Source organism: Oxalicibacterium sp., from assembly GCF_057353965.1.
The window spans coordinates 253997-278626 of the sequence record NZ_JBMQZD010000003.1 but is presented as its reverse complement, the minus strand read 5'-3'; the positions used below and the strand labels follow the sequence as shown (position 1 = coordinate 278626).

Below are 24630 nucleotides of genomic sequence, written 5' to 3'. Positions count from 1 at the left end.
GCTCTGCTCAGCCCGGGCCGGCTACTACGCTCCAAGATTTCCTCCCTCAAAACGACTCGCACGGCAGCCTCGCTCTCAAGGGGCGAGCGCATCTGACTCGCACAGCCGCTTCACTTCCCTGGGCCTTCTGAATGAGGATGACTCGATTCAAGACAAGTCGAACAAAGCATTTGTGTGTTAATGACCTCAAATTCTTGAATCAGATGATGCATCCGATGCAGTAACGTCGAGACATGCTTCATTTTGTGAATTGGCCTAGCCTTCTGATCTGTGTAAGCGTCCATTTGAAAATATGTGAATCGTTGCATTGTCACGGAACATAAGCCGAATGTTCTCGCTCTTGGTAACATGCAAAATCAATCATGAAAGCAACACGGCTTGTAAGCCTAGCCTGGATACGGGAGTGTGAATGAACGAAGTCGTCATCGTCGCAGCCGGACGGACTGCGGTGGGAAAATTCGGTGGCAGCTTGTCAAAAATTCCTGCGACGGAATTAGGCGCTCATGTCATTCGACATTTGTTGATTCAAGCAGGTATTAACGGCGGGATCGTTGATGAAGTGATCATGGGGCAGGTGCTGACGGCGGGTTGCGGACAAAATCCCGCACGCCAGGCATCCATGCAGGCGGGCCTGCCGGACACAGTGCCGGCATTCACGGTCAACAAGGTATGTGGCAGTGGATTGAAAGCCGTGCAGTTGGCTGCGCAGGCGATACGATGCGGCGATGCGCAGATCGTCATCGCCGGCGGACAGGAAAACATGAGCCTGGCACCACTAGTGCAACATCGTTCTCATGCAGGACTATCTTCCGATAAAGCAAAACCAGTCGAAACGATGCTCGTCGATGGTTTGCAGGATGCGTACGATCATTGCCACATGGGCGTGACGGCTGAGAATATTGCGCACAAGTTCGGGATTGCGCGTGTCGAGCAGGACGCCTTTGCGTTGGCGTCGCAGCAGAAAGCGGAAGCTGCGCAGCAAACCGGGCGTTTTCAGGGCGAAATCATCCCGCTGGAAACGGCCCCCAATACGATTGTCGATACCGATGAGCATCCGCGTCATGGTATGACGCCGGAATTACTGGCATCGCTGCGTGCGGCATTCATCGAGGGTGGCACCGTAACTGCCGGAAACGCATCGGGCATCAACGACGGCGCCGCAGCTGTATTGCTAATGGCTGAGGAAAAGGCGCGAGCGCTCGGTCTCGAGCCATTGGTGCGCATCAAGGCATGTTCATCGGCTGGCGTGGACCCGGCGATCATGGGAATGGGGCCTGTACCTGCTGCGCGACAGTGCCTGAAGAAAGCCGGCTGGACGCATCAGGATCTCGACCTCATGGAAATTAACGAAGCATTCGCCGCGCAGGCGATCGCCATCAATCGAGAAATGGGTTGGGACGTCGATCGCATCAACGTGAACGGCGGTGCAATTGCGCTCGGTCACCCGATCGGTGCTTCCGGTTGCCGCATTCTGGTGACATTGATTCATGAAATGATGCGCTGCGATGCGAAGCGCGGGTTGGCAAGCCTTTGCATAGGCGGAGGTATGGGCATCGCGATGGCAATTGAACGGTGAATGAGCGGTGAATGAATGAGCGATGTGTCGAATCGTCTGCAATCGCCTTGCCTGATGTTGCTGTGCGACGGCGATGCAGATATCGGCCGGACAATCTGCAGCACGTTTCTGGCTTTGCGTCATCGCGTCATTTTGGCAGGAACGCAAATCGAAAATGCCGGCTGGGTACCCGTTATCCTGAAAAAACATGAAGACGTGCAGATATTGCCGTCGCTAGATCAAGTTGCGGATGTAGCAGGATATGCGAAAGACATAATGGACGCCCAGACTGTCAACGTATTCGTGCATGTCGCAGCTGATGTTGTTTCCAGGACCAGTGCGGTTTTAATCGAGGCGGTTGCGCATGGCATGGCGGCAGATCATTGCGGACGCATCATTCATATCTCTGCAGGCAGGAATGGCGCGGCTGTTTCATCCGACCGGGCGGTTGCCATCGATGCGGACGCCTTCATCGGGGCGCTGGCAGGGGAAATGGCGCATCGTTCAGTGACGGTCAATACGATCACACTAGGATGCATAGAAACGGCGATAACATCGCCGCAAATGAATGCAATCGATAGCCGAAACGATAGTCTAAACGTCTGCCGGGCCGATTCAGGAAAACTGAAAGAGATTGCGGGACTGACAGCCTATCTGGCTTCCGACGAGGCTGCTGGCATTCACGGTGCCAACATCGCCATCAATATGGGGCGTTATCTATACTGAAATGCCTGACCGCCATCAGGCAGCCTGATCGACAACAGATTGCAGACGTTCGACCAGCGTTTCCGTGCGTACGAAGCCAGACGTGATCAGGTGCAATCCGCCAGCATGCTCGAATACCAGCGTCGGGAAGCCGTGAATGCCCCAACGTTGTGTCTGCGTGAAATCTGCTTGCGTACCGGTCTTGGCGGCTTCCGAATCCCAGGTGGTCAGGAACAGATTCTCGTCGCATGCGACGCCGCCTTTGCGCAGCACGTCCGTAGCGATTTCGGCAAGCACATTTGCTTGTGTGACGTCGCGTCCTTCTGCGTAAAAGCATCGCTGAATGGCATGAAAAACATCGAGCGCAAGTTGCGGCGCCAGCAGGCCGGTGGCGACGATAGCCCGGCATGCCGGCTCCGTGTCGTAAATGAATCCGGGACGTGACAGTGCGCCATCGGAGAACGGCAGGCCGCTGGTTTCTTCCACTTTTTTCCAGTGCGACAGCAGCGTCGTTTTCAGCTGCTCGTCCATTACTTCAGTGTTGTAGGCGCGCAAGCCGCCGACGATCAGTTCGAGCTCCATGTCCGGCAGGCCGGCCAGCAAGGTATTCAGCTCCGAGCCGAAGCCGTAGCACCAGGAACACATGGGGTCGGCGATATAGATCAGTCTGGACATGGTAAATCCTCTGTCGTGGAAATCAATGCAGCGAGCATACGCGTATTCGGTGCGCTGACAAGCTTGTTGCGCACTTTTTGACCTTGTTGGGCGTGCTTCCCGGCCGCAACCGTGGCCATCGTTTGCTGACGCAGCTTGCGCACGGCCTGCGCGAAAGTATCTTCACTAAATCCGGCTTTCAACTTGCCCCATAGCTGATGCAGCAGATCGGCATCGGCCAGCGCACGATGGCGGGCCTGTGGAACAAGCGTGTGGCGTGTGATTAGCCTATCGAGACTGTGTTTCTGCTCCTGCGGGAACAGCTGGCGCGACAGACGAACCGTGCAAAGGATATCGGGGTGGAATGCATGGCCTGTGCGCGCAAACGCATGGCGCAGGAACCCGTAATCGAAACGGGCGTTGTGCGCGATGAACAAACCGCCTTCCAGGCGTTGCTGCAATTCCGGCATCAATGTCTCGAACGATGGTGCATCCGCGACCATCTCGTCCTGGATGCCGGTCAACTGCTGGATGAATGCAGGAATGGGCATGCCTGGATTGACGAAGCTGGACCAGTGCTCGACACGGCCATCACTCTCGACGGATACGATACCGATCTCCGTGATGCGATCTTCCTCCTGGCGTGCGCCGGTCGTTTCCAGATCGACGAACAGCAGTTTTTCCGTTGTCGTCATACAGTCATCTTTTCCAGTCTTGGCGACTGCCGTTTCCTGATTCGCCGACGGCGATTCGGTCGTACATTTGCCATCTGTGCATGGCGGTGAGAAGATGTATGTCGCCGGTGCGGGTAGGCGGGTTATCCATTGCCAACGGCGATGCGTACATCGCCTAGCGTGACGACCTGGCCGGCGCGGATCTTGCAGGTCTTGCGCAATTCAGTCTTGCCATCCACCTTCACGCCGCCGGCGGCGACAATCATTTTTCCGGCACCGCCGCTATCGCATAGTCCGGCCAGCTTCAGCAACTGGTTCAGTTCGACGTAGTCGCCGCTCAGTTCGAAATCGATGTGTTGCATCGCATGTCCCTCGGTCAGGTTTCGGCCAAGGCCTGCTCGGCCGTATCCAGCCAGACGTCCAGCGTCGCCAGCAGATCGATCTGACTGAACGAGCAGCTTTCCTCACTGAACAGGCTGCCGGCTTCGAGTCGGCCCAGCAGATCTTCCATGACCGTGGAAAAGCGTTCGGGCAGTGCAGACAATAGCGCTGTCTGAGCACGCCAGGTCTGGCAAAAGTCGGCGACGGACATCTTGCCTTGCCGGATGGCATGCTGCGCGTCGCGCAGTTGCCGCAATGTGGATTCGTGTTGCATCAATGATCCTGTGACGGAATGAAAAGAAAATCGTGTATGCGTTCAGACGCCAAAGTACGTCAGAGGCGGGCGGGTGCGATCGATTCTGCGTAATCGTACAACGCGCCGAGAATTTCCTCGCCGCGCTCGTCGGCCGTTTCCGATAACTGGTCGACCTGTTCGAACAGCATGTCTACCGTGCGTGCACCGCCCATGCCATCGAACAATCTTGCGGCGCGATGCGCTTCCCATTGCTGCAGTTCTTCCGGCGACAGCGTTTGCGGAAAATTGCGCGCGCGATAGCGCCACAGCAATTCTTCCAGACGTGCATCGGCAAACGATGGACGGGCTTGCGCCAATGTTTCGGGCGGCAGGCCACGCAGTTCCTGCAGCAGCCGTCGATCGCCGTTGCCAACGAAGCCGCCGTACAGGTCTTCGTCGATGTCGGGCGTCGCTTCCTGCGCACGATTGAACACCTGCTTCCAGATTGCGCTCATGTCCGGTGTGGCGGCGGCAATGTCGGCGTGCCGCAGCACGGTTTCCATGTCGATGCCCCAGCGTGCGCACATGTCGGACGACAGCGTCTTCAGATTGTTGATGATGACAGGCGAGCGGTTCAGATGGATGGTCTTGATCGGCAGGCGCTCCACGTCTTCCGGCAGCGCGTCGGCCTTGCTGAACATGCGCAGGCGGATTGCTTCCGCGTCCAGCGATGCCAATGCCGACGGATTGGACGCGAGATCCCAGACGATGACTTCGTTGCGGTTGGTCGGATGCTCGGCCAGCGGCCATACGACGCCGATGCAGCCACGCTCGGCAGGATACATGCCGGTCACGTGCAGCAAGGGACGGCGCAACGGCAGGCCGATCTCGGCAGCCACACGATCCTTGCGATGCAGACCGAGGCAGAAATCGAACAGCTTGGGCTGGCGATCGCGAATCAGCTTCGCCAGCGCGATCGTCGCGCGTACGTCGGACAGCGCATCGTGCGCCGCTTCGTGGCCGATGCCGTTTGCGGCCGTCAAGTCTTCGAGGCGGAAGCTCGGTCGTCCATCCGGATGTCTCGGCCACTCGATGCCTTCCGGCCGCAATGCGTAGGCGGTGCGCACGACGTCGAGGATATCCCAGCGGCCGCAGCCGTTCTGCCATTCGCGCGCATACGGATCGATCAGGTTGCGCCAGAACAGGAAGCGCGTGACTTCGTCGTCGAAGCGGATCGTGTTGTAGCCGACGCCGATGGTGCCGGGTTCCGCCAGCAGGCGTTCGATCTCGGCGGCGAACTGGTATTCGGGAATACCGCGCTCAAGACAGAGTTGCGGCGTGATGCCGGTGATCAGGCAGGATTGCGGATCGGGCAGGTAGTCGTCGGCGAGGCGGCAGTACAGCATCACCGGTTCGCCGATTTCGTTCAGGTTTTCATCGGTACGAATCGCGGCGAACTGTGCCGGGCGGTCGCGTCGTGGCTGTACGCCGAAGGTTTCGTAGTCGTGCCAGAGAAAGGTATGCGCCATCGGTTGGATTGAATGAAAAGTAGAGTCAGCAGGCGATACGGTTGCGGCCGCCTTGTTTTGCACGATACAGCGCGGCGTCGGCTGCGGCGGTCAGCATGTCGGCATCCTGGTTTGGAGCCAGTGCAGCCACGCCGAAGGAGGCGGTGACATGCGGTAGCGGACAGCGCATGTCGTCGAAGACGATCGCTTCGCGCAGGCGTTCGCACAGGCGCTGCGCTACCATGCAGGCCCCGGCTTCGTTGCTGCCGGGCAGGATTACGCTTAATTCTTCGCCGCCGTAGCGTACCGCAAAATCGCTGGGGCGCAAGGCGCCGTGCAGTACATTGGCCGCCACGCGCAATGCCTGATCGCCAGCTTGATGTCCGTGGTCGTCGTTGAGTCGCTTGAAATGATCGAGATCGATCATGATCAGCGACAGCGGCTGTTGCGCCGCATGCGCCTCACTGATCAACGCAGGCAGGCGGGCATTGAACCAGGTGCGATTATGCAATCCGGTCAGTGCATCTGCCATCGATAGTCGTCGATAGAACTCGCCAACCTTCTCACGGCGGCGCAGCTGGACATTGGCGGCGCGCAGGCGGAAGGACAGTTGGCGAAGTAGATTGCGCGCCACGCCGTCAGTTTCGTCAATCAGGCGCCATAGCGTGTGCGAATCGATGACGAGCAGTGCAGTTTCTTCCAGCGCGGTCAGGATCGGCGTGCGCGCGGTATCGTCGAGTACGGCCAATTCGCCGATGCTTTCGCCGCGCAGGATTTTTTCGGTACGCGGCGGTTGCAGTCGATCGGTCGCTTCGACCAGCATGCCGAGTGCGCCGCGCAGCACGATATGCATGCAGGATTCGCCATTCGGGATTGGTACCGTCTGGCCGGCATGCAGATGCAGCACCGTGCAGGACGCAAGCAAGGTGCGAACGGCGGGATCGGTAACGTGCTCGAACAGGTGCAGGCCATCGAGACCGTAGCCGGATGCGGCGAAGGTGGTCGGTTCCAAGAAGGGCTTTCCAGGGGCTTTCTAATCGTTCGTCAGCAGGACGCGGTTGACTTCCTCGAACATCAGTTCGGTTTCATGGAAGACATGCTGATAGACGTCTTCGCTTAATCCAAGATCGTCCCATGCCGTCTGCGAAACGGGCGGCACCTGATCGTCTTCGATGCCTGACAGATCCAGTGCATGCACGATGGCATTGGCGATGTGCACGATGGATGCCAGCGAATGTACCTTCTGGCTTTCCGGGTGGTGGTGGCCTGCAATCGCATGGCGGATCGAATCGGAGAATTTCCAATGTTCGGCCAGTATTTCGCCGGCGATCGCGTGATCGATGCCGATTACGGCGCGTTCCGCATCCAGCCACGTGCAGTCGTGTGCCTGGCGATAGGCGGCCGCCGCTTCGTATTGCTGGCGGAAATGCGTGGCCAGCATCAATCGGCCGATATCGTGCAGCAGACCGGCGGTGAAGGCGTAATCCTGGTTCACATGCAGATGCCAGGCAAGGGCGCGTGCGCAGACGGCTGCCGCGATCGCATGGCGCCACAGCGCGACGAAATCGAAGCCGGTGCATTCGCCTGGCGGGAAATGGCTCTTCAATGCCGATGCCAGCGCGACCTGCCGCACCGAATCGACACCGATCATCGTGATCGCCTGCTGGATCGTCGTGACACGCGCCTGCAGTCCGTACATCGGGGAATTGGCGAAGCGCAGCGTCTTGGCCGATAGCGCCTGATCGAGTGAAACCTTGCGTGCGACGACGTTGATGTCGGCTTCTTCCGATTTCACGTTATTCAGCAGATCGTGGACGATGGCCGGCAACGCCGGCAGGTCGGCGACCTGGCGCGTCAGTTGTTCGAGCTGGATGCGGTGCGGTGCACTCGGGTCGACGGGCGTATTCATGATCTGCTCAATCGATAGGTGCTGATGTAGCGGCGCAGCGTGCTGTTGGCAGGCGTGTCGTCGAGATGGCGGAACAGCCGTTCGATGCGCATGCGGTAATGGGCGTGGCGTTCGGCTTCCTGCTCCGGCGTCAGTTCGCCGGCGACCACGCGCAGCGATGCGATGCCGTGCCGTTCCAGCGATGCGATCATTTGCTCGGTCAGGATGCTGCCCTGCGGCAGCAGCACATGGCCTTGCCCGTCCAGCAGATCGTCGGACAACATCATGCCCGCTTCCACGTCCGCCAGTGCCAGTTGCCTGTGAATGATGCTCACGTCTGCCTCGTCGAGATGATTTTGCGGTTAGCTTACCATCGGAATCCGCCATTTTCCCCGATAGCGGCCGGGAATGGAACTGTTGCCGGGTTTCAGGCGCAGCACCGGTCGCGCCCCTGTCTTTTCGCCTCATACAGCATGGCGTCGGCGCGTGCCAGCAATTGCGGCCAGGAGGCGCTGTCTTCCCGCAACGTGGCTAATCCCACGCTGATCGTCACAGGGTGCTGGCCGAGATAGCGATAGCTGCGTACGGCTTCGACCAGCCGGGTGCCGATATCGACCGCATCGTCGGCATTGGCACCTGGCAGCACGATCAGAAATTCCTCGCCGCCGTAGCGGCCTACCAGGTCGACGGCACGGCAGGTACGCTGCAGGATGGCAGCCACTTCGGCGATTACGGCATCGCCTGCCGCATGTCCAAATTCGTCGTTGAAATGCTTGAATAGATCGATGTCGATGAAGGCGAGCGACAGCGGACGCTCCAGCCGCTGTGACAGTTCCAGCTCGCGTTCGCCGGCAGTGAAGATCGCACGACGGTTCAGCAGTTTGCTCAATTCATCGTGCGTGGCGAGGTGGCGATTGGTTTCGATCAGGCGCTCGAAATACAGCAGCGGCAGGCCGATCGAGAACAGCACCGTACCGATCATGGGTATCAGATAGATGACGGTGATTTCCAGCGGCGTACGTCGTATCGGTACGACGTCGTGCAGTTGCACGATGGCGATTGCCAGTTTCAGCAAATGGCTCGACAGCAGCAGCACGATCGCAGCCGGTACCAGTGCCTGCACGAAGGTGCGCGGCATGCCTTGCCCTTGCCATATCGCATGCAGCGAGAGCGCGAGCAGCATGATGAGCGTGCTGGAAAACAGCAGCGTGCGGTGCTGTACCGGCATGCGAAGCAGCAGCATGGCTGCCAGTAGAGCGATGAACAGCAGACAGATGATCCAGCCGGCCTGGCGTGGTGGACGGCCGTAGAAGGCGAGAATTCCCTCCCATTGATATGCCATGCCGAGCATGATGAGGGAACCGCCGAGCAGCAACAGGAACGGGTGAGACAGACGGCCGCTCACGATGGCGACCAGTACACCGAGGGCGATGCAACTGGCAGAGAGCGCCCAGTCCCGCGTGCATTGTTCGTCCGGCGCGGCAAAATGAAAGCCGATCATGACCAATGCAACGCAGCATTGCACGAGAATCAGCGCGGTACCGGCGGTAAGAGAATCCATGCTATCCATCCGAGGAAAAGACAGCAAATGCAGCATCTGCTGCAGTGCATTCCTGCTTTCATTCTAGTCTCAAATGGTTGACTGATTGCAACTAAATGACACGGAAAATACCTGCTGTTGTATGTGCGGTCTCCGATTGTCCACACAGGATTCCCGCGTTAGCATGCGGCCATTACCATTCTTGCAAGAGAGGTTCGCCATGAAGAAGCTTGCCGTATTCGTCTGTGCGCTGGCACTGGCAGCACCGGTCTTCGCTGCCGGGAACATGCGCCCGGGTTTGTGGGAAGTCACCAGCCAGTCGCCGCTGACCAAGAGCCTGCCGAAAATCTCGCCCGAACAGATCGAACAGCTGAAACAGATGGGACTCGACGTGTCGCAATTGCAGAATGGCGCAGTGGTCAGCCGGGTCTGTATCACCAAGGAGATGGCCGAGCGTGAGGAACTGCCGCCGTTCAACGAGAAGGAAGCCGGTTGCAGGATCACGCGGCAATCGCATCACGAAGGAACCTATCTGGTGGATATGCAATGCGACAACGCGCAAATGCAGGGCACGGGAAAATCGAAAACGGTATTCGCCAATAGCGAGAGCTTTAGTTCGACTGCCGATTTCAACGGCACTGTGCAAGGCATTCCTGTCAACGATCGTGTCGATACCAGCGGCAAATGGGTGGCCGACGATTGCGGCAGCGTCAAACCGTTCCAGGGAACGATGCCCGGCAAGTGAACCTCATCGCGAAGAAAGGAAAAGGCATGCGGTGCGATACGGGAAGAAGCGCGATAAGCGTGATGCGCAGCTTATGCGGTGTGCTGATGCTGATAGGTGGCTGGCAGGCGGCGCATGCCCAGGTCGCCAGCTTCGATTGTGCGAAGGCGGCGACGCCGACCGAAAAGGCGATCTGCGCAACACCGTCGCTGGGAGCGAAGGACGTGCGCATGGCGAGCTATTACGAGATGCTGCAGGATATCCGGCCTGCCGTCAGCGGCATGGCGTTTCGCGAATTTCGCGGTTACCAGCGACGGCAGCAGGCAGTCTGGCTGAAGACGGTGCGCGATGCCTGCGGCGATCGTGTCGATTGCCTTGAACGCGCGTACGACGATCGTCTGCTGGCGTTGAAGGATGTCATGGCGAAGAATCTCGGATTGACCTACGGCCGCATGTGCGACGGCGATTGAGCGTTTGTGCTTCGCCTTCAGCCTTATTCTTCCGGCCGCGCATACGCATACTTGCGCAGTTCTTCCAGCGGCACGACATCCAGCATTTTCTGATTGGTGCTTTCAAGCACGACAGCCGGCGCCACGCCGGCGCGCCAGGCTTCGACCCAGCGGCTGGCGCACAGGCACCATTGATCGCCGGGTTGCAAACCCGGAAAGCCCCATTCGAGACGCGGTGTCGACAGATCGTTGCCGCAGGAAATGCTGAAGGCGAGAAAGGTGGCTGTCACCACCACGCAGACCGTATGTTCTCCCTTGTCTTCATCGCAGGTGCGGCAGCAGCCGTCGCGGAAGAAGCCGGCCATCGGCTCGAACGAGCAGGGCACCAGCGGTTCGCCGAATACGTTTCTTGCGGCGGGTAAACTTGGCATTCGTTGCATCCGTTGCTTCATTGATTACGGGTTTCTCGAACCGTCGACTTTACCATGCGACGTTCAGTGCCGTTGCTCCAGGCCGAGCGCCATGTCTTCCAGTTCGATGTCGATGGCCCTGGTGCTGATGACGATTTCGTACAGCGACAGCAGCAGCGAGAGGACGAGCATCAGCAGGCTGCAACCGAACACGATCTCGGCGATCCCGATCTGCTGCAGATAGATCAGGAACATCGACAGCGCGCACAGGATGAAGCCGCCGACCGCCATCATCTGCATGCGGCGGATCAGATGAATGCGCACGCGCAGGTTGTCGATCTGGCGCGTGACCAACTCCTTGTCGCCGGACTGATACTTCGCGTGCAACTGGCGGATCACCTGCGCGGTCGACAGGAAACGGTTTGTATAGGCGGCCAGCAGCAACGAAATGGCAGGGAAAAGCAGGGCAGGCGTTGTCAGGTTCATGATTGCAAGCGTGGAAGATTTCGCCATGGAAGGCATGGCAGGCACGATGCAAGAATTGCGCCACTGCGGCGGCTGCCCGACGAGGAAACCTGGAGAGCGTGATGAAGAATCCCTATTCGGCGATGGCAGCCGGCATGGCAATCGGTATCGGCATCGGTTCGATCATCGGCGGCGCGCTGGACAACGCGCCATTCGGTATCAGCATCGGCATTGCCGTCGGTGCGGCCGCCGGCTATGTCTATGCCGTTCGCAAGGACAAGTGAATCTGTTTTACCGGGTCTGCTACGCAGGCGATCTTTCCATCCGGTGGCGTGCAAGCTGTGTGCTCGGAGCGCCGGCCAGCATGCTGTTGTCCTTCACCAGAAATTCGTAAGCGGCACGACAACGCCGGTGAAGAAGCTCCAGTCCTGCGATGCGCTGTTCAATCCTTTCGCCACGCCGAAGTCGATTGCAAGACGTGGCGTCGGACTGTAGGTCAGCGCGGCCAGTGCCAGCGCGGTGTTGCGGGTGCCGCTCTGGTGCGTGCCGGAGACTTCGCCGGTTGCCGTCCATTTTTTCGCGAATTGCGTCGAGAACGACGAGGCCCAGCCCCATTGCGTGCGGCCGGTGCCTGGATCGATCGCGCCCAGCCGCGTCGCATTCAGGTTCAGATCCATGTGCAGTTCGCCGACATCCTTGCTGTAGATGCCGTTCAGCGTCCAATCCGATTTGCCGCTGCCTATCGTGTCCTTTGCCGTCGGCGCCTTGGCCGTCAGCTCGACGCCGTAACCGGTCGTATCGTCGACGAAGAAGGCACGCTTCAGCGTCACCGTCGTATCGCCGAAACCGTCGTGCCGGCCATCGTCGTCACGTGCGGAGACATAGGCATCGCCGCCCAGCAGTACGCCCCATTCTTCCGAGAAAGCCAGTTTGAACAGATAGGGCAGACTGCCGCGGCGATCGCCATCGTCCTTCTCCGACAAGCCGCCGATTTCGAATTCCAGCTGGCCCGGCGCAGGCAGCTGCGCCGGCGACGCAACGGATGGGCGATATGGCGTGACGGGCGGGCCGTCATCGGCGCAGGCGGGCAAAGTAAGGAAAAGTGTGGCAGCAGCGAATGTCAGACGGGAAGCGGACATGGCTTGGCAACGGAAGTGGAATGCCCCGAGTGTAGCGGCGCGCGGCCGGACGGGCAACGTCCGGCCGGCGGATGCCGTGTCAGTTGCCTATTCGGTTGGTCGCTCGGTTGCGTGATGGGCGCGCGACCAATTGTGCGATTAGCTGCCGGTCGCCCCGCGCATCGGCATCACCGGCAGCGCATCGTTGCCGTCGTCGCCGAAGCGCAGCACCGTATGCGGATATGGCAGCGCGATGCCGGCTGCGTCGAAATGCTTCTTGACGAGGCGGTTGAACGCGCGCTGTACCGGCCATTGCATGCCGGGCAGCGTCTTGATCAGCACGCGGATGTTATAGCCGCGTTCGTGCAGCGAGGTCACGCCCGGGATTTCGATGTCGGCCATCACGGCTTTCTCCATCTCGGCGTCCTGCATCAACTCGGCAAAGGCGTTGCGCAACTGCGTCATCGCCTCGTCCACGTTCTCGCGATACGGCACCGCATATTCGCCGTAGTGGTAGGAGAAGTCGCGCGTATGGTTGGAGACCTTGTCCACCGACGAGAACGGGATCATGTGGAAGCCGCCGTCCAGTGTGCGGATGCCGACCGAACGGATCGTGATCTTCTCGACCGTGCCGAAGATGCCGGCAACCTCGACCACATCGTTCTGGTTCATGCCGTTTTCCAGCTGGATGAAGACGCCGGTGATGACGTCCTGCACCAGTTTCTGCGCACCGAAACCGATCGCCAGACCTGCCACGCCGGCACCGGCAATCAGCGGCGCGATGTCGATACCGATCTGCGACAGGACGACCAGGATCGTCAGCGTGACGATGGCAATCAGCGCCGCGTTGCGGAACAGCGCCAGCAGCGTCTTTTCCCGCTCGCTGGGCTGGCCCTGGCCGGGCGCGGGGCTGAGGCGATGCTCGATGATGCTGGCCACCGTCGTCCACACCACGGTGGCGATCAGCAGGATGATGGCGACATGAACCACTGCCAGGATCACGGCGCGGCCATTGCCGGAAGCGATCCAGTTCGCCAGGTTGAACGCATGCCAGGCGTCGAGCACAACCAGTGCCACGACCAGCATCGTCAGCACATGAAAGCCTTTCAGCGCCGGCGGCACGTAGGCGTTGATGCGCGCCTCCAGCAGTGGCAGTCGTTCGCGCAGCCGTTGCGACAGCATGATGCGGCGCGACAGCGCGGCGGTGACGATGGCCGAAGCCAGCAGGCCGATGCCGATGGCGGCCAGCGTCTGCAGCGTCGCTTCCGCCATGAACGGCAGCGCATCGTTTGGTGCGATCTGGCTGACTACCAGCAGCGCTGTGAAATAGGCGATGGCCGGCACATGCCAGATGCGCGCCAGCATGCGCGTCAGCGTCGAGAAAAAGGCGGCCGACAGACCGTCGGCATAGCGTTCCATTCGTTCGCGCACGGTATGGCGGTTGCGCCAGATCACGCGCACCGCGTACAGATAGACGCCGAGGATGATCAGCACGCCGAGTATGTGGCCGATGGTCGGCGACAGCACCGATTTTGCCAGCGGCACACCGACCAGAATGCCGTAGCCGGTCAGGCCGACCAGTCGCTCCAGCCAGTGACCCCAGAAGACGGCGATGTCGTCGTCCATCTCGAACAGGCGCAGCCGCTGGTAACGCGGCGCGAACACGCCGCGCACCAGCGCCTTGGCGATTTCGACGGCGACGAAGGTGTTGACGAACAGCGAGGCCAGCGTATCGATGTGCTCCTTGTCGCCGACGGCGAACAGGGCCGTTGCATAGCCGGCTGCGCCTGCCAGCAGGATTGCGCCGACATCCGCCACCATCGCGGCAACGATGGCGATCGTCTTGCGGTACAGGCCGGATTGCGCGAGGCGGCCTGTGCCCGGTCCGTTACCTGATCCGTTGCCCGGTTCGCCGCTTGGCTCGTTGCTCGTCGCGGTGATCCAGTCGTTGCTGCGCGCAAAGAAGCGGCTGGCCAACCGCCGGAATACAAAGAAGGCAATCATCGTCGCAACGACCACGATGACGAAGTTCAGCAGCGCAGTGCGCCATTTGCTGCGGTTCAGCACGGCCGTATCGTCATCCTCGCCGAGCGAACGGAAGACGGTCGCCGCTTCCGACAGATCGGCGCCAAGGCCGGTGATGAAGTGTTCGATGCCGTTGGCGATGCCGCGCGAGAACAGGAAAGGTTCGTCATCGATGGCGGAAGTTTTTTCCTGCGCGGGTTTGTCGTCGGTTTTTGCCTGCGGTGCTTGCGCAGGCGCAGCCAGCGTGCGTAGTTCTTCAATCAACCGCTTGCGGGTCGCCTCGTTTTCCAGCAGGTCTGCCAGTGCGGCGTAAGAGGCGGGCGAAGAGCCCGACGCTGCGACTGGTGCGGTAGTAGCAGAAGCGGTCGAGTCTTTTTCTGCGGCAGGTGCAGTCTGTGCCGATGCGGCAAAGGCACCGGAAGCCAGCGCGAACAGCAGGAGCAAGGTGGCGCAGCGCAGCAGAAAGTACGGGGAAAGAAGGCGATTGATGCAGGACCTGAGCAGGGCGTGTGCCGGGAAAGCGGTGCGATCCATGGATGGAGCGGACGTGTTGGGGTGCGCAAGGTCGATAATTTGCATCGATAAAACTCCGTAATTTCTGCGTTAAATGCTGGCTTAAAGCCGTGATTTTAGGGCATCGTCTTTTAATTAGGAATTTTTGGCGCCCGTCTGAGCCGCGCGAGCGGTGCCGGCAAAGGACAAGAAAGGTCCGGAACAGACTTTGGAACAAGACCCAAAACAGCCGGGAAACGACCGCTGGGCGCGGATCGTCCGCTTCAGCTCAGCCGATAGTAGGCGTCCAGCAACGAGGTTTTGTAGATCGCGCCCAGCAATACGGGATCGTTGATGTTTTGCACGATCGGCAAGCGTTCTCCCTGGTGCGTCAGGAAGCGCTGCAAGGCTTCGCTGAGCGACATTTCCGGCGTGATGACCGGCAGGAAATCGCGGCGCAGATAGTCGGCGGCCGTCTTCTTCTGTTCCGCCGGATCGCCCGTCAGCACCGATGTCAGGTCCTGCAGCGCCACCTGGCCCTGCAAACGATTATGTTCGTCGACGATATAAACGTATTTGACCGAATGCCGGATGAAGGTCTGCGTCAGTTCTGCCAGCGTCGCGGTCAGCGGCAGCACGGTTTCCGCCGGGCGGATCAGTTCGCGCATTTGCGTACGGCGCAGGCGCAGTCTTTCCTGTTCCTCGCGGTTGCGGCGGATCGTGATCTCGTACATCGACGAACCATCGAGGCTGCGCGAAATGAAGTAGGCCATCACGCAGGACAGCATCAGCGGCAGCATCACCTGATAGCTGAGCGTCATCTCGAAGATCATCAGGATCGCCATCAGCGGTGCGCCGGTCGCACCGGCGAGGAAAGCGCCCATGCCGACGATCGCGTAGATGAATGGTGCCGATACCGCTTCCGGCCACAGTGCCTGCATCGCCTGGCCGAACAGCAAGCCGAGCGCTGCACCCATGAACAGGGTCGGTGTGAAGACACCGCCCACGGCGCCGGAACCGGTCGTCACTGCGGTGGCTGCCAGCTTGAAGACCAGCACCGACAGCACTGCCGTCCACAGCCACTGATCGTGCAGCAGCGAGTTGACGACGCTGTAGCCGTTGCCCCAGACTTGCGGCACCCAGACCGACAGGATGCCGACGATCAGGCCGCCGAGACCGAGACGCAGCGGCAGCGGCAGGCGGCTTTTCTGGAACAGCTTCCGTGTGCCGTCGAGGATGCGCAGGAATTGTGGCGCGGCGATGCCGGCCACCAGGCCCAGTCCGATGAACAGCAGCACTTCGACGCCAGCGATGTCATGGAAGGCCGGCATCTGGAAGGCTGACTGATAACCGGGGAATTCGCGCATCGTGATGTTCGCCACCACGGCTGCCACCAGTACCGGGCCGAAGCTGGACATCGCGATCGAGCCGAGCACGATTTCCGTGACGAAGAAGGCGCCGGCGATCGGCGCGTTGTAGGCGGAAGCCAGACCTGCCGCAGCACCGCACGCCACCAGCAGGCGCAGGCGCGACTGTTCGAAACGCACGCCGCGTCCGACGACCGACGCGCACATGGCGGCCAGTTGCACCATCGCGCCTTCGCGGCCGATCGAGCCGCCGGTGACGATGGATGAAAACGAGGACAGGCTGCGCAGCAGCGTCTGTCGCACCGACACATGGCCGTCGCCGACGGCCACCGCTTCCATGTAATCGGATTTCAGTCCCGCCGTGTAGCGGTTCGCCAGCACGAGGAAAGTGCCGGCGATCACGCCGCCGACGGTCGGCAGCAGCACGCGGATTTCCCACGGCAGCGTACGCGCCATTTCGACGAAGGAACCGCTGCGGCCGACCAGCAGATGCTGCATGGCTGCGAGGCCGTCGCGAAAGGCAATGGTCGACAAGGCACCCAGTACGCCGACGACAACGGCGTACACCAGCATCAGGTGTACCTCGGAAAAGCGGAACAGGCGTTGCAGGTAACGGGCGGCAGTCAGCAGGAAGCTCGGCATGGATGCGATCAGGCTGCGAGGGCGGGAGTCATGGTGGCCGTTAGCTTACAGGATGTACTGTGGCACCGGGCGTTTTTCGCCCTTCCGGCCGCTTTCGACTGTAAAGATCGGGCGATTCAGGGGATTGCTTGCCAGGTCGATCCTGATTTAAAATAGCGTCCTTCCGCGATTGACGGCGCTTCCCGGCGCAATGAAATGTCTGTCGCACCAGTCGGGGTGTAGCTTAGCCCGGTAGAGCGCTACGTTCGGGACGTAGAGGCCGGAGGTTCGAATCCTCTCACCCCGACCAAATATTCAATAAAACAGTGGCTTACAAGCGTCCGGTTTGTCTCGGAAGATGATCTGGTGGAAAATCAGTGGAAATTACTGATGCTTTACGTCAGCCGTGGATAGATTTCTACCCTATACAGTGTTCCAACATATTGGAACACGACATGGCATTCATTGAGAACCGCTCTCGCATCCAAGTCACGGTTAAGAATCGTGACGACCTCAGCAAACAATTCGCTTACAACGTAGAGAAGGCGATTTAGACCTATCTCCAGAAGCTGCGTGACTCTAGGGATTCAAGCCGCGTTTGGACAGCTTGGATGATCGCTATGTCGTCCGCACACGCGATATCAGTAGCAAGAACCAATTTCTGGTCGCTCATAGCAAAACCGAAGCGCTCGAAATCAAGCGTCGTGTTGAAAGTGAGTAGCGACAAAGGTTGTTTATTGACTACTCCGGCGGACAGAAAGTAAGTCTTGCAGACCTTCTGATTCGTTATCTACGCGAGAAAGCGCCGCGGCACAAAAGCTTCGAAGTCGAAGACTACAAGGTCAACGCGCTCCTGCCGGTAGGATTCTTCGCCAAGATTGATGTAATGCTATGACACGAGATATCTCAGACTATTAGGATATCTCGTGTATATGGTGACGTCTTAAGAAATCATTAACGTTGGAATTAAACTGGTGAACGATCTTCGGAGATTGCAAATTCAAGTAGGGCGATGATTTCATTCATTCTATGTTGCATAAGCGCGGATGCAAAGCTTAGGCAATTAAAAAATAGAATAACAAAGATGAACCAACCAACGGCCCATTGAAGATCGTGATGGTCATGTACGCTTATATATATAGTTACTAAACCTGCCAGTGCTGGAACAAATCCTATTTTTTGAATTGCGCCGGCTATAAGATTAGTCCGTAGCTCCATTGCTTGCTTCTCATTCTTGTAGTGTATGAGCACGTAGTTCAACACTTTCTTTTCATGCTGGCGCAACTGCAGAAAGTAGGAAAGATGAAGATCGGAAAAATAAGCCAGTGACTTAAGGTTATTTCCGTATGGTTCTTTCCTTATGTTCCTGATGCCCGGAACCATGCTGACAATCACCGTTAATTCAAGTGCTATACAAAGTAAAAAAACGATATTTCCAACCATGATGGTTGTAGTAAAAAGCGGCGTTGATCGATATGCAAAAGTTAGTATCGCCAAAATCACCGTAGTTACAAAGCCATAAATACTATGTTCCAGAATTTTCCCCGCTATTAAATCTAATTTCTTCTGGAATGCCGTCTCTTCTGTTTTGGGACGTTTTTCTCTAGTCGCTTTGGAGACGATATCCAATACGGTCTTTACGCCTTGTTCAAATTTTTGCATGTGTGAAGTATGGTAGTTAAGGATTATCGAGGGATGAAATTAAGGAGGAAAAGCTCTGCAGATATTTATAGAGTTGGAGATCATCTCTTGCTCGAAAAAATACGTCTTTTTAGACGTTCGTGCTGCTCAAGAATTGATGTTGCTAGTTATTAATGCTGCGATAAGGGATCCATCTATTCTGGTGGTGGATGTGCAGAAATAGACTTATTCCTATCGAAGAAAGCAATGAATCGTCAAAGTTGCGCTGTAACTGTGACTGAATTTTCATCTAACTTTGACGGTGAACACTTCATGACGTAAATGCCTGTTCTGATTGTCTTATGTCTTCGATTTTTAACAGCCTTTGCTGTACCTAACTTCATCTGCAGTACTCTCTATGGCATTGGCCATGCAGGCCGTCAATGCGAATCAGGGTTATTGGTATTCATGACGGCGATACCATGACCGTGCTGGTTGATCGCAAGCCAATGAAGAACCGAATCGCCAATATTGATGCCCCCGAACTCCGGCAAGCCTATGGTCGCCGCTCCACGGAATCACTGTCTTCAATTTGCTGGGGTAAAGATGCCAAGTACGAAAAGCAAAAAAGATCGTTATGGCCGCACTGTTGCTGTAGTCTGGTGCAATGGACGTTGAAGAAAATCTCTAGCAGAGGTCATCGCAGGAATGGCTTGGGTATATCAGCGTTATAACAAGTGGGAGTCTGCCAGTTCTGGAACAGGCTACCCGCCTGAAAAAGATAGACCTATGGCAGGATAAAGAGGTGATCATTCCTTGGACGATGGACGGTTAAGCTGTATTAAATTCAATAATCTCTACTGTACCTCGTCCGAGTTCTACCAATTTTTTTCCCTGCTCTTTCGTCACATAGTAGAAAACGTTTTCGTTACCGTTGGCCTTCAAATACCACTCTTTCGCCTCACCTTGTAACCACATAATCGTGTGAATCGTATTGGTGATGACATATGGATCCGCCCATGTGTCGACTACATGTGGCGTGAAATCCCGGTGACTTCCATTAGCTTCATACCGAAGTTGAGCGGTCAAATTTTCAAAATTGACGTGATCTTTCGTTATTTCGAATAAGCGATCATCCCCAGCGACTCTTTTGAATTGGTTTGCTATTGCAGTGTAATCGCCATCTCCATGTATTCCAGCCATATCGATCGTGCATGCGAAGGAACTGAATGGGCGGCCATATGGCTCCGCTTCAACCTCATTGCCAAGTATGTAGAGCAAAAGGTCAAACGGCCGCTCCTCAAAATCTTTTTCGCTGAATGAAATAAGTAAATCGTCTATAGTCAGTCCATCACTCAAAGTCAAACCTACATCGGCAAGCACCTGCAACTGCTCTCTAAGTTTCATATTTTTCTCCAGTTCACCTAAATTTTGTCTCAAGTTTAATAAAAGTTATATTCCCATAAATCAACGAGTATCACTCTTCACACAGTTGCGAAATAAACGTAAGTCATTGATTTTTAATGAGAGTCTTTAAACCAAAAGACTGTTTTAGGTGTAGAAAGCCCGTTCGGGACGTAGAGGCCGGAGGTTCGAATCCTCTCACCCCGACCAAATCTCAAAAAGCAAAGGCTCGTTCGAGTCTTGGTTTCCTGAAATCGCTAATGGCAATGGTTTGTCATGACAAGCGAACAGAGCATATTTCTTCCGCAGGTTGTTCGCATGTCGGCGCTCGTTGCCGGCTTCGGCTTGATTGAAATTCCAACAGATTGCCCAGGCCATGCCTGCATGATTCCGCAACTGTCTTCGTTCAAAGACATATCGCAGCATCGAGCGAAGATCGGGCTTCTAATAACTACCCGGTTCCTTGCTTGAATAGCATGGAATTCCTCCAAGGCAGTCCACTACTTCCAGTTCCTGCGGGGCGCGACAAAGAATCCGTTGCGAAAATAGGATTGCGCCGTGTTTAATCATGACAATATAATGAGAATTATTCTCATTATTGCCTGGCGCTGATTCTCCGAGGGGGCCACCATGTCTACTACCACTGATCTAGGTATCAATCAGCAGATTGGCGTGCTGTATTCCGATCATCATGGCTGGCTTGTCGGATGGCTGGGAAAGCGGCTGAATTGCCGCAATCTTGGCGCGGATCTGGCTCAGGACACTTTCGTGCGTATTCTTGGGACGGAAAAGCCCCTGGACTTGCGCGAGCCTCGTGCATATCTGACGACCATTGCCAAAGGACTGGTCAGCAATCATCTGCAAAGGAAAAAGCTTGAACAGGCTTATCTCGATGCGTTGATGGCGATCCCTGAAGACAGTCATCCTTCGCCGGAAGAGCGTATGGCCGTACTCGAAATCCTGGTCGAGATCGACCGTGTGCTGGATGGATTGCCGTCGAAGGTGCGCCAGACATTCTTGATGTCGCAACTTGATGGATTGACGTATGCGGAAATCGGCAGTCGGCTGAACCTGTCTCTCAGTACCATCAAGCGGCATATGGTGCTGGCGTTCCGTCACTGCCTTGCCGCGGCATGACATGAATACAGTCATGAACGCCCGCGCCGTGTCGCAGAACGATGCGATTCCGGAAGAAATCCTGGATGAAGCAGCTTATTGGTTGATGGAACTGCATAGCGGCGAACTCAAGGGAAATCGACATCAGGAATTGAAGGACTGGTGCGCACGCAGCGCGGATCACGAACGTGCCTGGCAACGCGCCACCTTGTTTTCGGAAAAAATGCATGGACTTCCGGTGGCGGGGGCAAAGGCATTGAAGCAACTTTCCGGTGCGGGCCGCCGCAAGGCAGTGAAAACAATCGCAGCATTGCTGGTCGCAGCACCTGCCGGCTGGCTGACATATCGCCAGATGGTCGAGGGCGCAGACGATCGATATCGAACGGCGGTAGGCGAGCAACGCAAGATAACCTTGGCTGACGGTAGCCAAATCGTATTGAACACGAATACGGAAATCGGTGTGGTGTTCAACGAGAGTCAGCGCTTGATCGAATTACGCCACGGGGAAATTCTGGTTACAACAGCAAAGGACAGTCTTCCCGTCTCACGTCCGTTTTCAGTGCGGCTTTCACAGGGAACGCTTCGGCCGCTAGGCACCGTCTTTACGGCACGGCAGGAAAAAGGCAAAAGCCATGTCGCCGTGATGGAAGGCGCGGTGGAAATCAATCCGGCAGATAACCAAGGCAGCCGCCAAGTCATACCGAGCAGTTGGCAATCGTCTTTCACGAACGAGGAAATCGATACCCCTGAAAAACTGGAAGCCGGTGCGAACAGTTGGGTAGACGGCATGTTGATTGTCCACAAGATGCCATTAGGGCGGTTTATCGCCGAGTTGAATCGCTACCGGTCAGGGGTTTTGCGATATGACGCGGAGGTTGCCAAACTGCCCATATCCGGCGCTTTCTCGATTCGCGATACCGACCAGACCTTGGAAGTCCTGGCCCAGACCATGCCGGTGCGTATCGATTACATGACGCGCTACTGGGTCACGGTGGTGCCGAAATAAAAAATACAAAAAAAGGTGAGCCATTTTTGAATTTCGTTGGGCAAACCAGATAGGAGGCAACAATATCTGATCAACGAAAGGCAGGAAATGGCATCACCAAGGCATAAAAAATCAGGAACATCCCCGTCATTTGCATTTTTCCGTCAGTCGGCACTCACCTTGGCGATGCGCTCGGCAATCTGCATCCTTCCTGTCGCATCAATTGGCGTTACCGCTCATGCGCAGGTGGCAGACAATGCGCAGAGCTATTCCATACCTGCAGGTCCACTAGGTCAGGTGCTCTCTGTCTTTGCAGCCAAGGCCGGGGTGCAGTTTTCGTTTGATGCAGGCCTAACCGAAGGGAAGTCGAGCAAAGGACTGCAGGGCAATTACACGGTATCGACCGGTTTCGACAGGCTGCTGCAAGGCAGTGGCTTGCGGGCGCAACATTTGCCCGGTGGCGGCTATACATTGCAGGCGATTCCTGTGACAAGCCAGCCCGTGGTCGCACCTGTATCTGCCGCGAAGATGCCCGAGGAACACGACCTTCCTGTTATCGACGTTGTGGCACAGCGTTCCGATAGCAACCTGATTCGGCCGACGCGTCAGGTCAATATCATCGAGCGAGAAGAACTGGAGGAGCTGCGCGAAGGCTCCAATAGCGTTGCCACGTTGTTGAGCAAAGTGGTGCCTGGCATGGCGGATTCGAGCCGAACCATCACCGATTACGGCCAAACGCTGCGAGGCCGCAGCATGCTGGTTCTGGTCGATGGTATTCCAATCAATACCAACCGCGATTCTTCCCGCAATCTGGCGACGATCAACCTCGGTAGCATCCAGCGCATCGAGGTTCTGCGTGGCAGCAGTGCGATTTACGGAAGCGGCGCCACGGGTGGAGTCGTTTCAATCACGACTCGTCCGGCCGGTGGTGAGCCGTATGCCGAGACAAGCGTTTCTCTCAATTCCTCATTGTCGAAATTGCGTGCCGACAGCATCGGTGCCGAAATCAATCACTTCCTTTCCGGTTCGAGTGGGGTTGTTGATTACGCATTCAATCTCGGATTGCAGCATATCGGTGGTTCCTACGATGGCCATGGCGACCGGATCGCGCCGGAACCAAGCCAGGGTGATCTGTTCGACAGTAATAATTACGCAATAGGCGGGAAGCTCGGATTCCGCATCGATCGTGACCAGCGATTGCAGTTCTCGATCAGCCGTTATGTCGCCGACCAGGATAGCGACTATGCTTCCGACCCTTCCGTTGCCAAGCTGAAGCCTAGATCGGCGGTAGCCAAACCGATCAAGGGCTTGGAGCTGGATGACCAGAACCAGATACGCAATACGCTGGTATCTGCCAATTATCAGAATGCCGATTTCTTCGGTAGCGAATTATCGGCGCAACTGTACTACCGCAACTATTTCACGCGCTTTACGCCATTCGATGCGCGCGCACTTGCGAACCGTGGCAACAATATCGACCAGGTCATGCAGAATTCCGACGTACTAGGCGGGCGTCTGACGTTGACGACGCCGATCGTCGAAAGCACGAAGCTGGTCTGGGGTCTGGACTTCAACGAAGAGCGCAGCGATATGCCGGACGATGTATTCGATCCGGCGGCTTATGACGCAAGCGGCGGCACCGTATTCGACAAGACTGGCCGTGTGACGTATATGCCGAAACTGACTACGCGTACTATCGGTGCATTTGGACAGTTGCAGCACAAGGTGAATGAGCAGTGGGCTTTCGAAGGCGGTGTGCGTTATGAACGTTCGCAAGCACAGTTCGACGATTTCGTTTCACTGTTGGAAAGCAGCAAGGCGACTCCCGGCACAGTACAAGGCGGCACTATCAAGTACGACGAATGGCTGTACAACGTCGGTGCGATCTTCAAGCCTGTAAAAAATCACGAGTTCTATGCTGCGTTCAGCCAAGGATTCCAGCTGCCGGATATCGGTGTCATCGTTCGCAATGCATCGGCTGCATTCAATGTCGACTCTTCTTCGGTAAAGCCTGTGAAGACCGACAACTATGAAATTGGTTGGCGTGGCACGTTCGGGGATGTATTGGGTTCGCTGGCGATTTTCCAGACCACGTCAAAATTAGGCGATGTGCAAAGCCTGAATAATGGTCTGATCTTGCTGAGAACCAGTGAAAAGATTCAGGGTGTCGAAGGTAGTGTCGACTACCTTCCGGTAGGAAACTGGAGTGGCGGCGCAACCTTTACCTATATGGAAGGTCGTGAACGGCCGACGGGAAAACCTGAGCAGGATATGAGCGGGTATCGCATTCCTCCAATGAAGGTGACAGGCTATGTGCAATACAAGCCAAACGAAAAGTGGAGCAATCGTTTGCAGGTGACCTATTTCGGCGAACGCGATTATCGTCTCAAGGGAGTCGAGTCGTTTGGCCGTCGAGAGGTCCATAGTTACACGACGGTGGATCTGATCAGTCGCTATGCCGTGACCAAGAAAGACACCGTCACGGTAGGGATCGAGAATCTCTTCGATCGTTATTACTTGCCGGCCTATAGCCAGTTACTTCGCAACAGCAACAATACTAGTCGCTTACCTGCATCCGGTGCAGTGTTGCGCGTGCTGTACAACCACGTCTGGTGAGTCTGACTCGGAGGATTCCCTCCGAGTTTGGCTGGACCGACCAATCTGGTGCCGTCGTCGATCCAGTTTTCAACGGGC

Annotated in this window: 24 protein-coding genes and 1 tRNA gene; 9 read left to right on the top strand and 16 right to left on the bottom strand. The window is 56.9% G+C overall.

The window, feature by feature from the left end:
• The first annotated feature begins 409 nt into the window (after positions 1 to 409).
• A complete protein-coding gene (locus ACO1VH_RS06465; RefSeq protein ID WP_486243610.1) occupies positions 410 to 1576 on the top strand; it encodes an acetyl-CoA C-acetyltransferase in 1167 nt (388 codons plus the stop codon).
• Between the two features lie 15 nt (positions 1577 to 1591).
• On the top strand, positions 1592 to 2281 hold the full coding sequence (locus ACO1VH_RS06460; RefSeq protein WP_486243608.1) for an SDR family oxidoreductase: 690 nt from the start codon (positions 1592 to 1594) through the stop codon (positions 2279 to 2281).
• A 15-nt stretch (positions 2282 to 2296) separates the two neighbouring features.
• Here ACO1VH_RS06460 and ACO1VH_RS06455 read toward each other — a convergent pair whose 3' ends face one another.
• The 9 genes from ACO1VH_RS06455 to ACO1VH_RS06415 all read right to left on the bottom strand — a co-directional run bounded on the left by ACO1VH_RS06455 (position 2297) and on the right by ACO1VH_RS06415 (position 9161).
• Positions 2297 to 2935 (bottom strand): DsbA family protein, encoded by a 639-nt coding sequence (locus tag ACO1VH_RS06455; protein ID WP_486243606.1) that lies wholly within the window; start codon positions 2933 to 2935, stop codon positions 2297 to 2299.
• Entirely contained in the window at positions 2923 to 3609 is a 687-nt protein-coding gene (locus ACO1VH_RS06450) for a 3'-5' exonuclease (protein ID WP_486243604.1), read from the bottom strand. The genes ACO1VH_RS06455 and ACO1VH_RS06450 overlap by 13 nt, the downstream gene beginning before the upstream one ends.
• Positions 3610 to 3731: 122 nt before the next feature.
• Complete coding sequence (locus ACO1VH_RS06445; protein WP_486243602.1) at positions 3732 to 3950, bottom strand: RNA-binding S4 domain-containing protein; 219 nt, start codon at positions 3948 to 3950, stop codon at positions 3732 to 3734.
• Between the two features lie 14 nt (positions 3951 to 3964).
• A complete protein-coding gene (locus ACO1VH_RS06440; protein ID WP_486243600.1) occupies positions 3965 to 4243 on the bottom strand; it encodes a hypothetical protein in 279 nt (92 codons plus the stop codon).
• A 59-nt stretch (positions 4244 to 4302) separates the two neighbouring features.
• Positions 4303 to 5733, bottom strand: a complete 1431-nt coding sequence (gene sbcB / locus ACO1VH_RS06435) for an exodeoxyribonuclease I (protein WP_486243598.1) — start codon at positions 5731 to 5733, stop codon at positions 4303 to 4305.
• A gap of 25 nt (positions 5734 to 5758) precedes the next feature.
• Complete coding sequence (locus tag ACO1VH_RS06430) at positions 5759 to 6724, bottom strand: GGDEF domain-containing protein (protein ID WP_486243596.1); 966 nt, start codon at positions 6722 to 6724, stop codon at positions 5759 to 5761.
• Between the two features lie 21 nt (positions 6725 to 6745).
• Positions 6746 to 7621, bottom strand: coding sequence for an HDOD domain-containing protein (locus tag ACO1VH_RS06425; protein WP_486243594.1), 876 nt, complete (start codon positions 7619 to 7621; stop codon positions 6746 to 6748).
• The gene (locus tag ACO1VH_RS06420; RefSeq protein WP_486243592.1) at positions 7618 to 7935 is read right to left on the bottom strand and encodes a hypothetical protein; all 318 of its coding nucleotides are present in this window, start codon (positions 7933 to 7935) and stop codon (positions 7618 to 7620) included. Before ACO1VH_RS06420 ends, ACO1VH_RS06425 begins: the two co-directional genes overlap by 4 nt.
• A gap of 92 nt (positions 7936 to 8027) precedes the next feature.
• A complete protein-coding gene (locus ACO1VH_RS06415) occupies positions 8028 to 9161 on the bottom strand; it encodes a GGDEF domain-containing protein (protein ID WP_486243589.1) in 1134 nt (377 codons plus the stop codon).
• Between the two features lie 199 nt (positions 9162 to 9360).
• On the opposite strand from ACO1VH_RS06415, the gene ACO1VH_RS06410 reads away from it, so the two are divergent.
• The gene (locus ACO1VH_RS06410) at positions 9361 to 9885 is read left to right on the top strand and encodes a DUF3617 domain-containing protein (RefSeq protein WP_486243587.1); all 525 of its coding nucleotides are present in this window, start codon (positions 9361 to 9363) and stop codon (positions 9883 to 9885) included.
• 62 nt (positions 9886 to 9947) lie between these two features.
• A complete protein-coding gene (locus tag ACO1VH_RS06405) occupies positions 9948 to 10334 on the top strand; it encodes a lysozyme inhibitor LprI family protein (RefSeq protein WP_486243585.1) in 387 nt (128 codons plus the stop codon).
• 23 nt (positions 10335 to 10357) lie between these two features.
• On the opposite strand, the gene ACO1VH_RS06400 is transcribed toward ACO1VH_RS06405, so the two are convergent.
• Positions 10358 to 10744, bottom strand: coding sequence for a DUF2237 family protein (locus ACO1VH_RS06400; protein WP_486243583.1), 387 nt, complete (start codon positions 10742 to 10744; stop codon positions 10358 to 10360).
• A gap of 63 nt (positions 10745 to 10807) precedes the next feature.
• Positions 10808 to 11209, bottom strand: coding sequence for a DUF2721 domain-containing protein (locus ACO1VH_RS06395; RefSeq protein WP_486243581.1), 402 nt, complete (start codon positions 11207 to 11209; stop codon positions 10808 to 10810).
• A gap of 101 nt (positions 11210 to 11310) precedes the next feature.
• On the opposite strand from ACO1VH_RS06395, the gene ACO1VH_RS06390 reads away from it, so the two are divergent.
• On the top strand, positions 11311 to 11472 hold the full coding sequence (locus ACO1VH_RS06390) for a glycine zipper domain-containing protein (protein WP_486243579.1): 162 nt from the start codon (positions 11311 to 11313) through the stop codon (positions 11470 to 11472).
• A gap of 93 nt (positions 11473 to 11565) precedes the next feature.
• Here the strand turns inward: ACO1VH_RS06390 and ACO1VH_RS06385 are convergent, their stop codons facing one another.
• From ACO1VH_RS06385 to ACO1VH_RS06375, 3 genes are all read right to left on the bottom strand, one after another.
• On the bottom strand, positions 11566 to 12327 hold the full coding sequence (locus ACO1VH_RS06385; RefSeq protein ID WP_486243577.1) for a transporter: 762 nt from the start codon (positions 12325 to 12327) through the stop codon (positions 11566 to 11568).
• A 138-nt stretch (positions 12328 to 12465) separates the two neighbouring features.
• Positions 12466 to 14910: a mechanosensitive ion channel domain-containing protein gene (locus ACO1VH_RS06380; RefSeq protein ID WP_486243575.1), complete on the bottom strand. Its 2445-nt coding sequence runs from the start codon at positions 14908 to 14910 to the stop codon at positions 12466 to 12468.
• Positions 14911 to 15107: 197 nt separating this feature from the next.
• Positions 15108 to 16832: a ClcB-like voltage-gated chloride channel protein gene (locus ACO1VH_RS06375; RefSeq protein WP_486243573.1), complete on the bottom strand. Its 1725-nt coding sequence runs from the start codon at positions 16830 to 16832 to the stop codon at positions 15108 to 15110.
• Between the two features lie 212 nt (positions 16833 to 17044).
• Between ACO1VH_RS06375 and ACO1VH_RS06370 the strand changes: the two genes are divergently transcribed.
• Positions 17045 to 17121: transfer RNA gene (locus tag ACO1VH_RS06370), tRNA-Pro, on the top strand.
• 656 nt (positions 17122 to 17777) lie between these two features.
• Here ACO1VH_RS06370 and ACO1VH_RS06365 read toward each other — a convergent pair.
• Both ACO1VH_RS06365 and ACO1VH_RS06360 read right to left on the bottom strand, forming a co-directional pair.
• Complete coding sequence (locus tag ACO1VH_RS06365) at positions 17778 to 18473, bottom strand: hypothetical protein (RefSeq protein WP_486243571.1); 696 nt, start codon at positions 18471 to 18473, stop codon at positions 17778 to 17780.
• Positions 18474 to 19262: 789 nt separating this feature from the next.
• A complete protein-coding gene (locus ACO1VH_RS06360) occupies positions 19263 to 19838 on the bottom strand; it encodes a hypothetical protein (protein ID WP_486243569.1) in 576 nt (191 codons plus the stop codon).
• 627 nt (positions 19839 to 20465) lie between these two features.
• Here ACO1VH_RS06360 and ACO1VH_RS06355 point away from each other — a divergent pair.
• From ACO1VH_RS06355 to ACO1VH_RS06345, 3 genes are all read left to right on the top strand, one after another.
• Positions 20466 to 20972: a sigma-70 family RNA polymerase sigma factor gene (locus ACO1VH_RS06355; protein WP_486243567.1), complete on the top strand. Its 507-nt coding sequence runs from the start codon at positions 20466 to 20468 to the stop codon at positions 20970 to 20972.
• Positions 20973 to 20985: 13 nt separating this feature from the next.
• Positions 20986 to 21957: a FecR domain-containing protein gene (locus tag ACO1VH_RS06350; protein ID WP_486243565.1), complete on the top strand. Its 972-nt coding sequence runs from the start codon at positions 20986 to 20988 to the stop codon at positions 21955 to 21957.
• Between the two features lie 87 nt (positions 21958 to 22044).
• Positions 22045 to 24552, top strand: coding sequence for a TonB-dependent receptor (locus tag ACO1VH_RS06345; protein WP_486243630.1), 2508 nt, complete (start codon positions 22045 to 22047; stop codon positions 24550 to 24552).
• The last annotated feature ends 78 nt before the right edge of the window (positions 24553 to 24630 follow it).

Excerpts from the sequence above, each read along its gene's own strand:
- ACO1VH_RS06400 (WP_486243583.1), bottom strand. The coding sequence starts at position 10,744 with ATGCCAAGTTTACCCGCCGCAAGAAACGTATTCGGCGAACCGCTGGTG.
- ACO1VH_RS06355 (WP_486243567.1), top strand. The coding sequence starts at position 20,466 with ATGTCTACTACCACTGATCTAGGTATCAATCAGCAGATTGGCGTGCTG.
- ACO1VH_RS06460 (WP_486243608.1), top strand. The coding sequence starts at position 1,592 with ATGAGCGATGTGTCGAATCGTCTGCAATCGCCTTGCCTGATGTTGCTG.
- ACO1VH_RS06410 (WP_486243587.1), top strand. The coding sequence starts at position 9,361 with ATGAAGAAGCTTGCCGTATTCGTCTGTGCGCTGGCACTGGCAGCACCG.
- ACO1VH_RS06345 (WP_486243630.1), top strand. The coding sequence starts at position 22,045 with ATGGCATCACCAAGGCATAAAAAATCAGGAACATCCCCGTCATTTGCA.
- ACO1VH_RS06445 (WP_486243602.1), bottom strand. The coding sequence starts at position 3,950 with ATGCAACACATCGATTTCGAACTGAGCGGCGACTACGTCGAACTGAAC.
- ACO1VH_RS06425 (WP_486243594.1), bottom strand. The coding sequence starts at position 7,621 with ATGAATACGCCCGTCGACCCGAGTGCACCGCACCGCATCCAGCTCGAA.
- ACO1VH_RS06450 (WP_486243604.1), bottom strand. The coding sequence starts at position 3,609 with ATGACGACAACGGAAAAACTGCTGTTCGTCGATCTGGAAACGACCGGC.
- ACO1VH_RS06440 (WP_486243600.1), bottom strand. The coding sequence starts at position 4,243 with ATGCAACACGAATCCACATTGCGGCAACTGCGCGACGCGCAGCATGCC.
- ACO1VH_RS06395 (WP_486243581.1), bottom strand. The coding sequence starts at position 11,209 with ATGAACCTGACAACGCCTGCCCTGCTTTTCCCTGCCATTTCGTTGCTG.
- ACO1VH_RS06385 (WP_486243577.1), bottom strand. The coding sequence starts at position 12,327 with ATGTCCGCTTCCCGTCTGACATTCGCTGCTGCCACACTTTTCCTTACT.
- ACO1VH_RS06360 (WP_486243569.1), bottom strand. The coding sequence starts at position 19,838 with ATGAAACTTAGAGAGCAGTTGCAGGTGCTTGCCGATGTAGGTTTGACT.
- ACO1VH_RS06390 (WP_486243579.1), top strand. The coding sequence starts at position 11,311 with ATGAAGAATCCCTATTCGGCGATGGCAGCCGGCATGGCAATCGGTATC.
- ACO1VH_RS06455 (WP_486243606.1), bottom strand. The coding sequence starts at position 2,935 with ATGTCCAGACTGATCTATATCGCCGACCCCATGTGTTCCTGGTGCTAC.
- sbcB (WP_486243598.1), bottom strand. The coding sequence starts at position 5,733 with ATGGCGCATACCTTTCTCTGGCACGACTACGAAACCTTCGGCGTACAG.
- ACO1VH_RS06405 (WP_486243585.1), top strand. The coding sequence starts at position 9,948 with ATGCGCAGCTTATGCGGTGTGCTGATGCTGATAGGTGGCTGGCAGGCG.
- ACO1VH_RS06380 (WP_486243575.1), bottom strand. The coding sequence starts at position 14,910 with ATGCAAATTATCGACCTTGCGCACCCCAACACGTCCGCTCCATCCATG.
- ACO1VH_RS06365 (WP_486243571.1), bottom strand. The coding sequence starts at position 18,473 with ATGCAAAAATTTGAACAAGGCGTAAAGACCGTATTGGATATCGTCTCC.
- ACO1VH_RS06375 (WP_486243573.1), bottom strand. The coding sequence starts at position 16,832 with ATGCCGAGCTTCCTGCTGACTGCCGCCCGTTACCTGCAACGCCTGTTC.
- ACO1VH_RS06415 (WP_486243589.1), bottom strand. The coding sequence starts at position 9,161 with ATGGATTCTCTTACCGCCGGTACCGCGCTGATTCTCGTGCAATGCTGC.
- ACO1VH_RS06465 (WP_486243610.1), top strand. The coding sequence starts at position 410 with ATGAACGAAGTCGTCATCGTCGCAGCCGGACGGACTGCGGTGGGAAAA.
- ACO1VH_RS06350 (WP_486243565.1), top strand. The coding sequence starts at position 20,986 with ATGAACGCCCGCGCCGTGTCGCAGAACGATGCGATTCCGGAAGAAATC.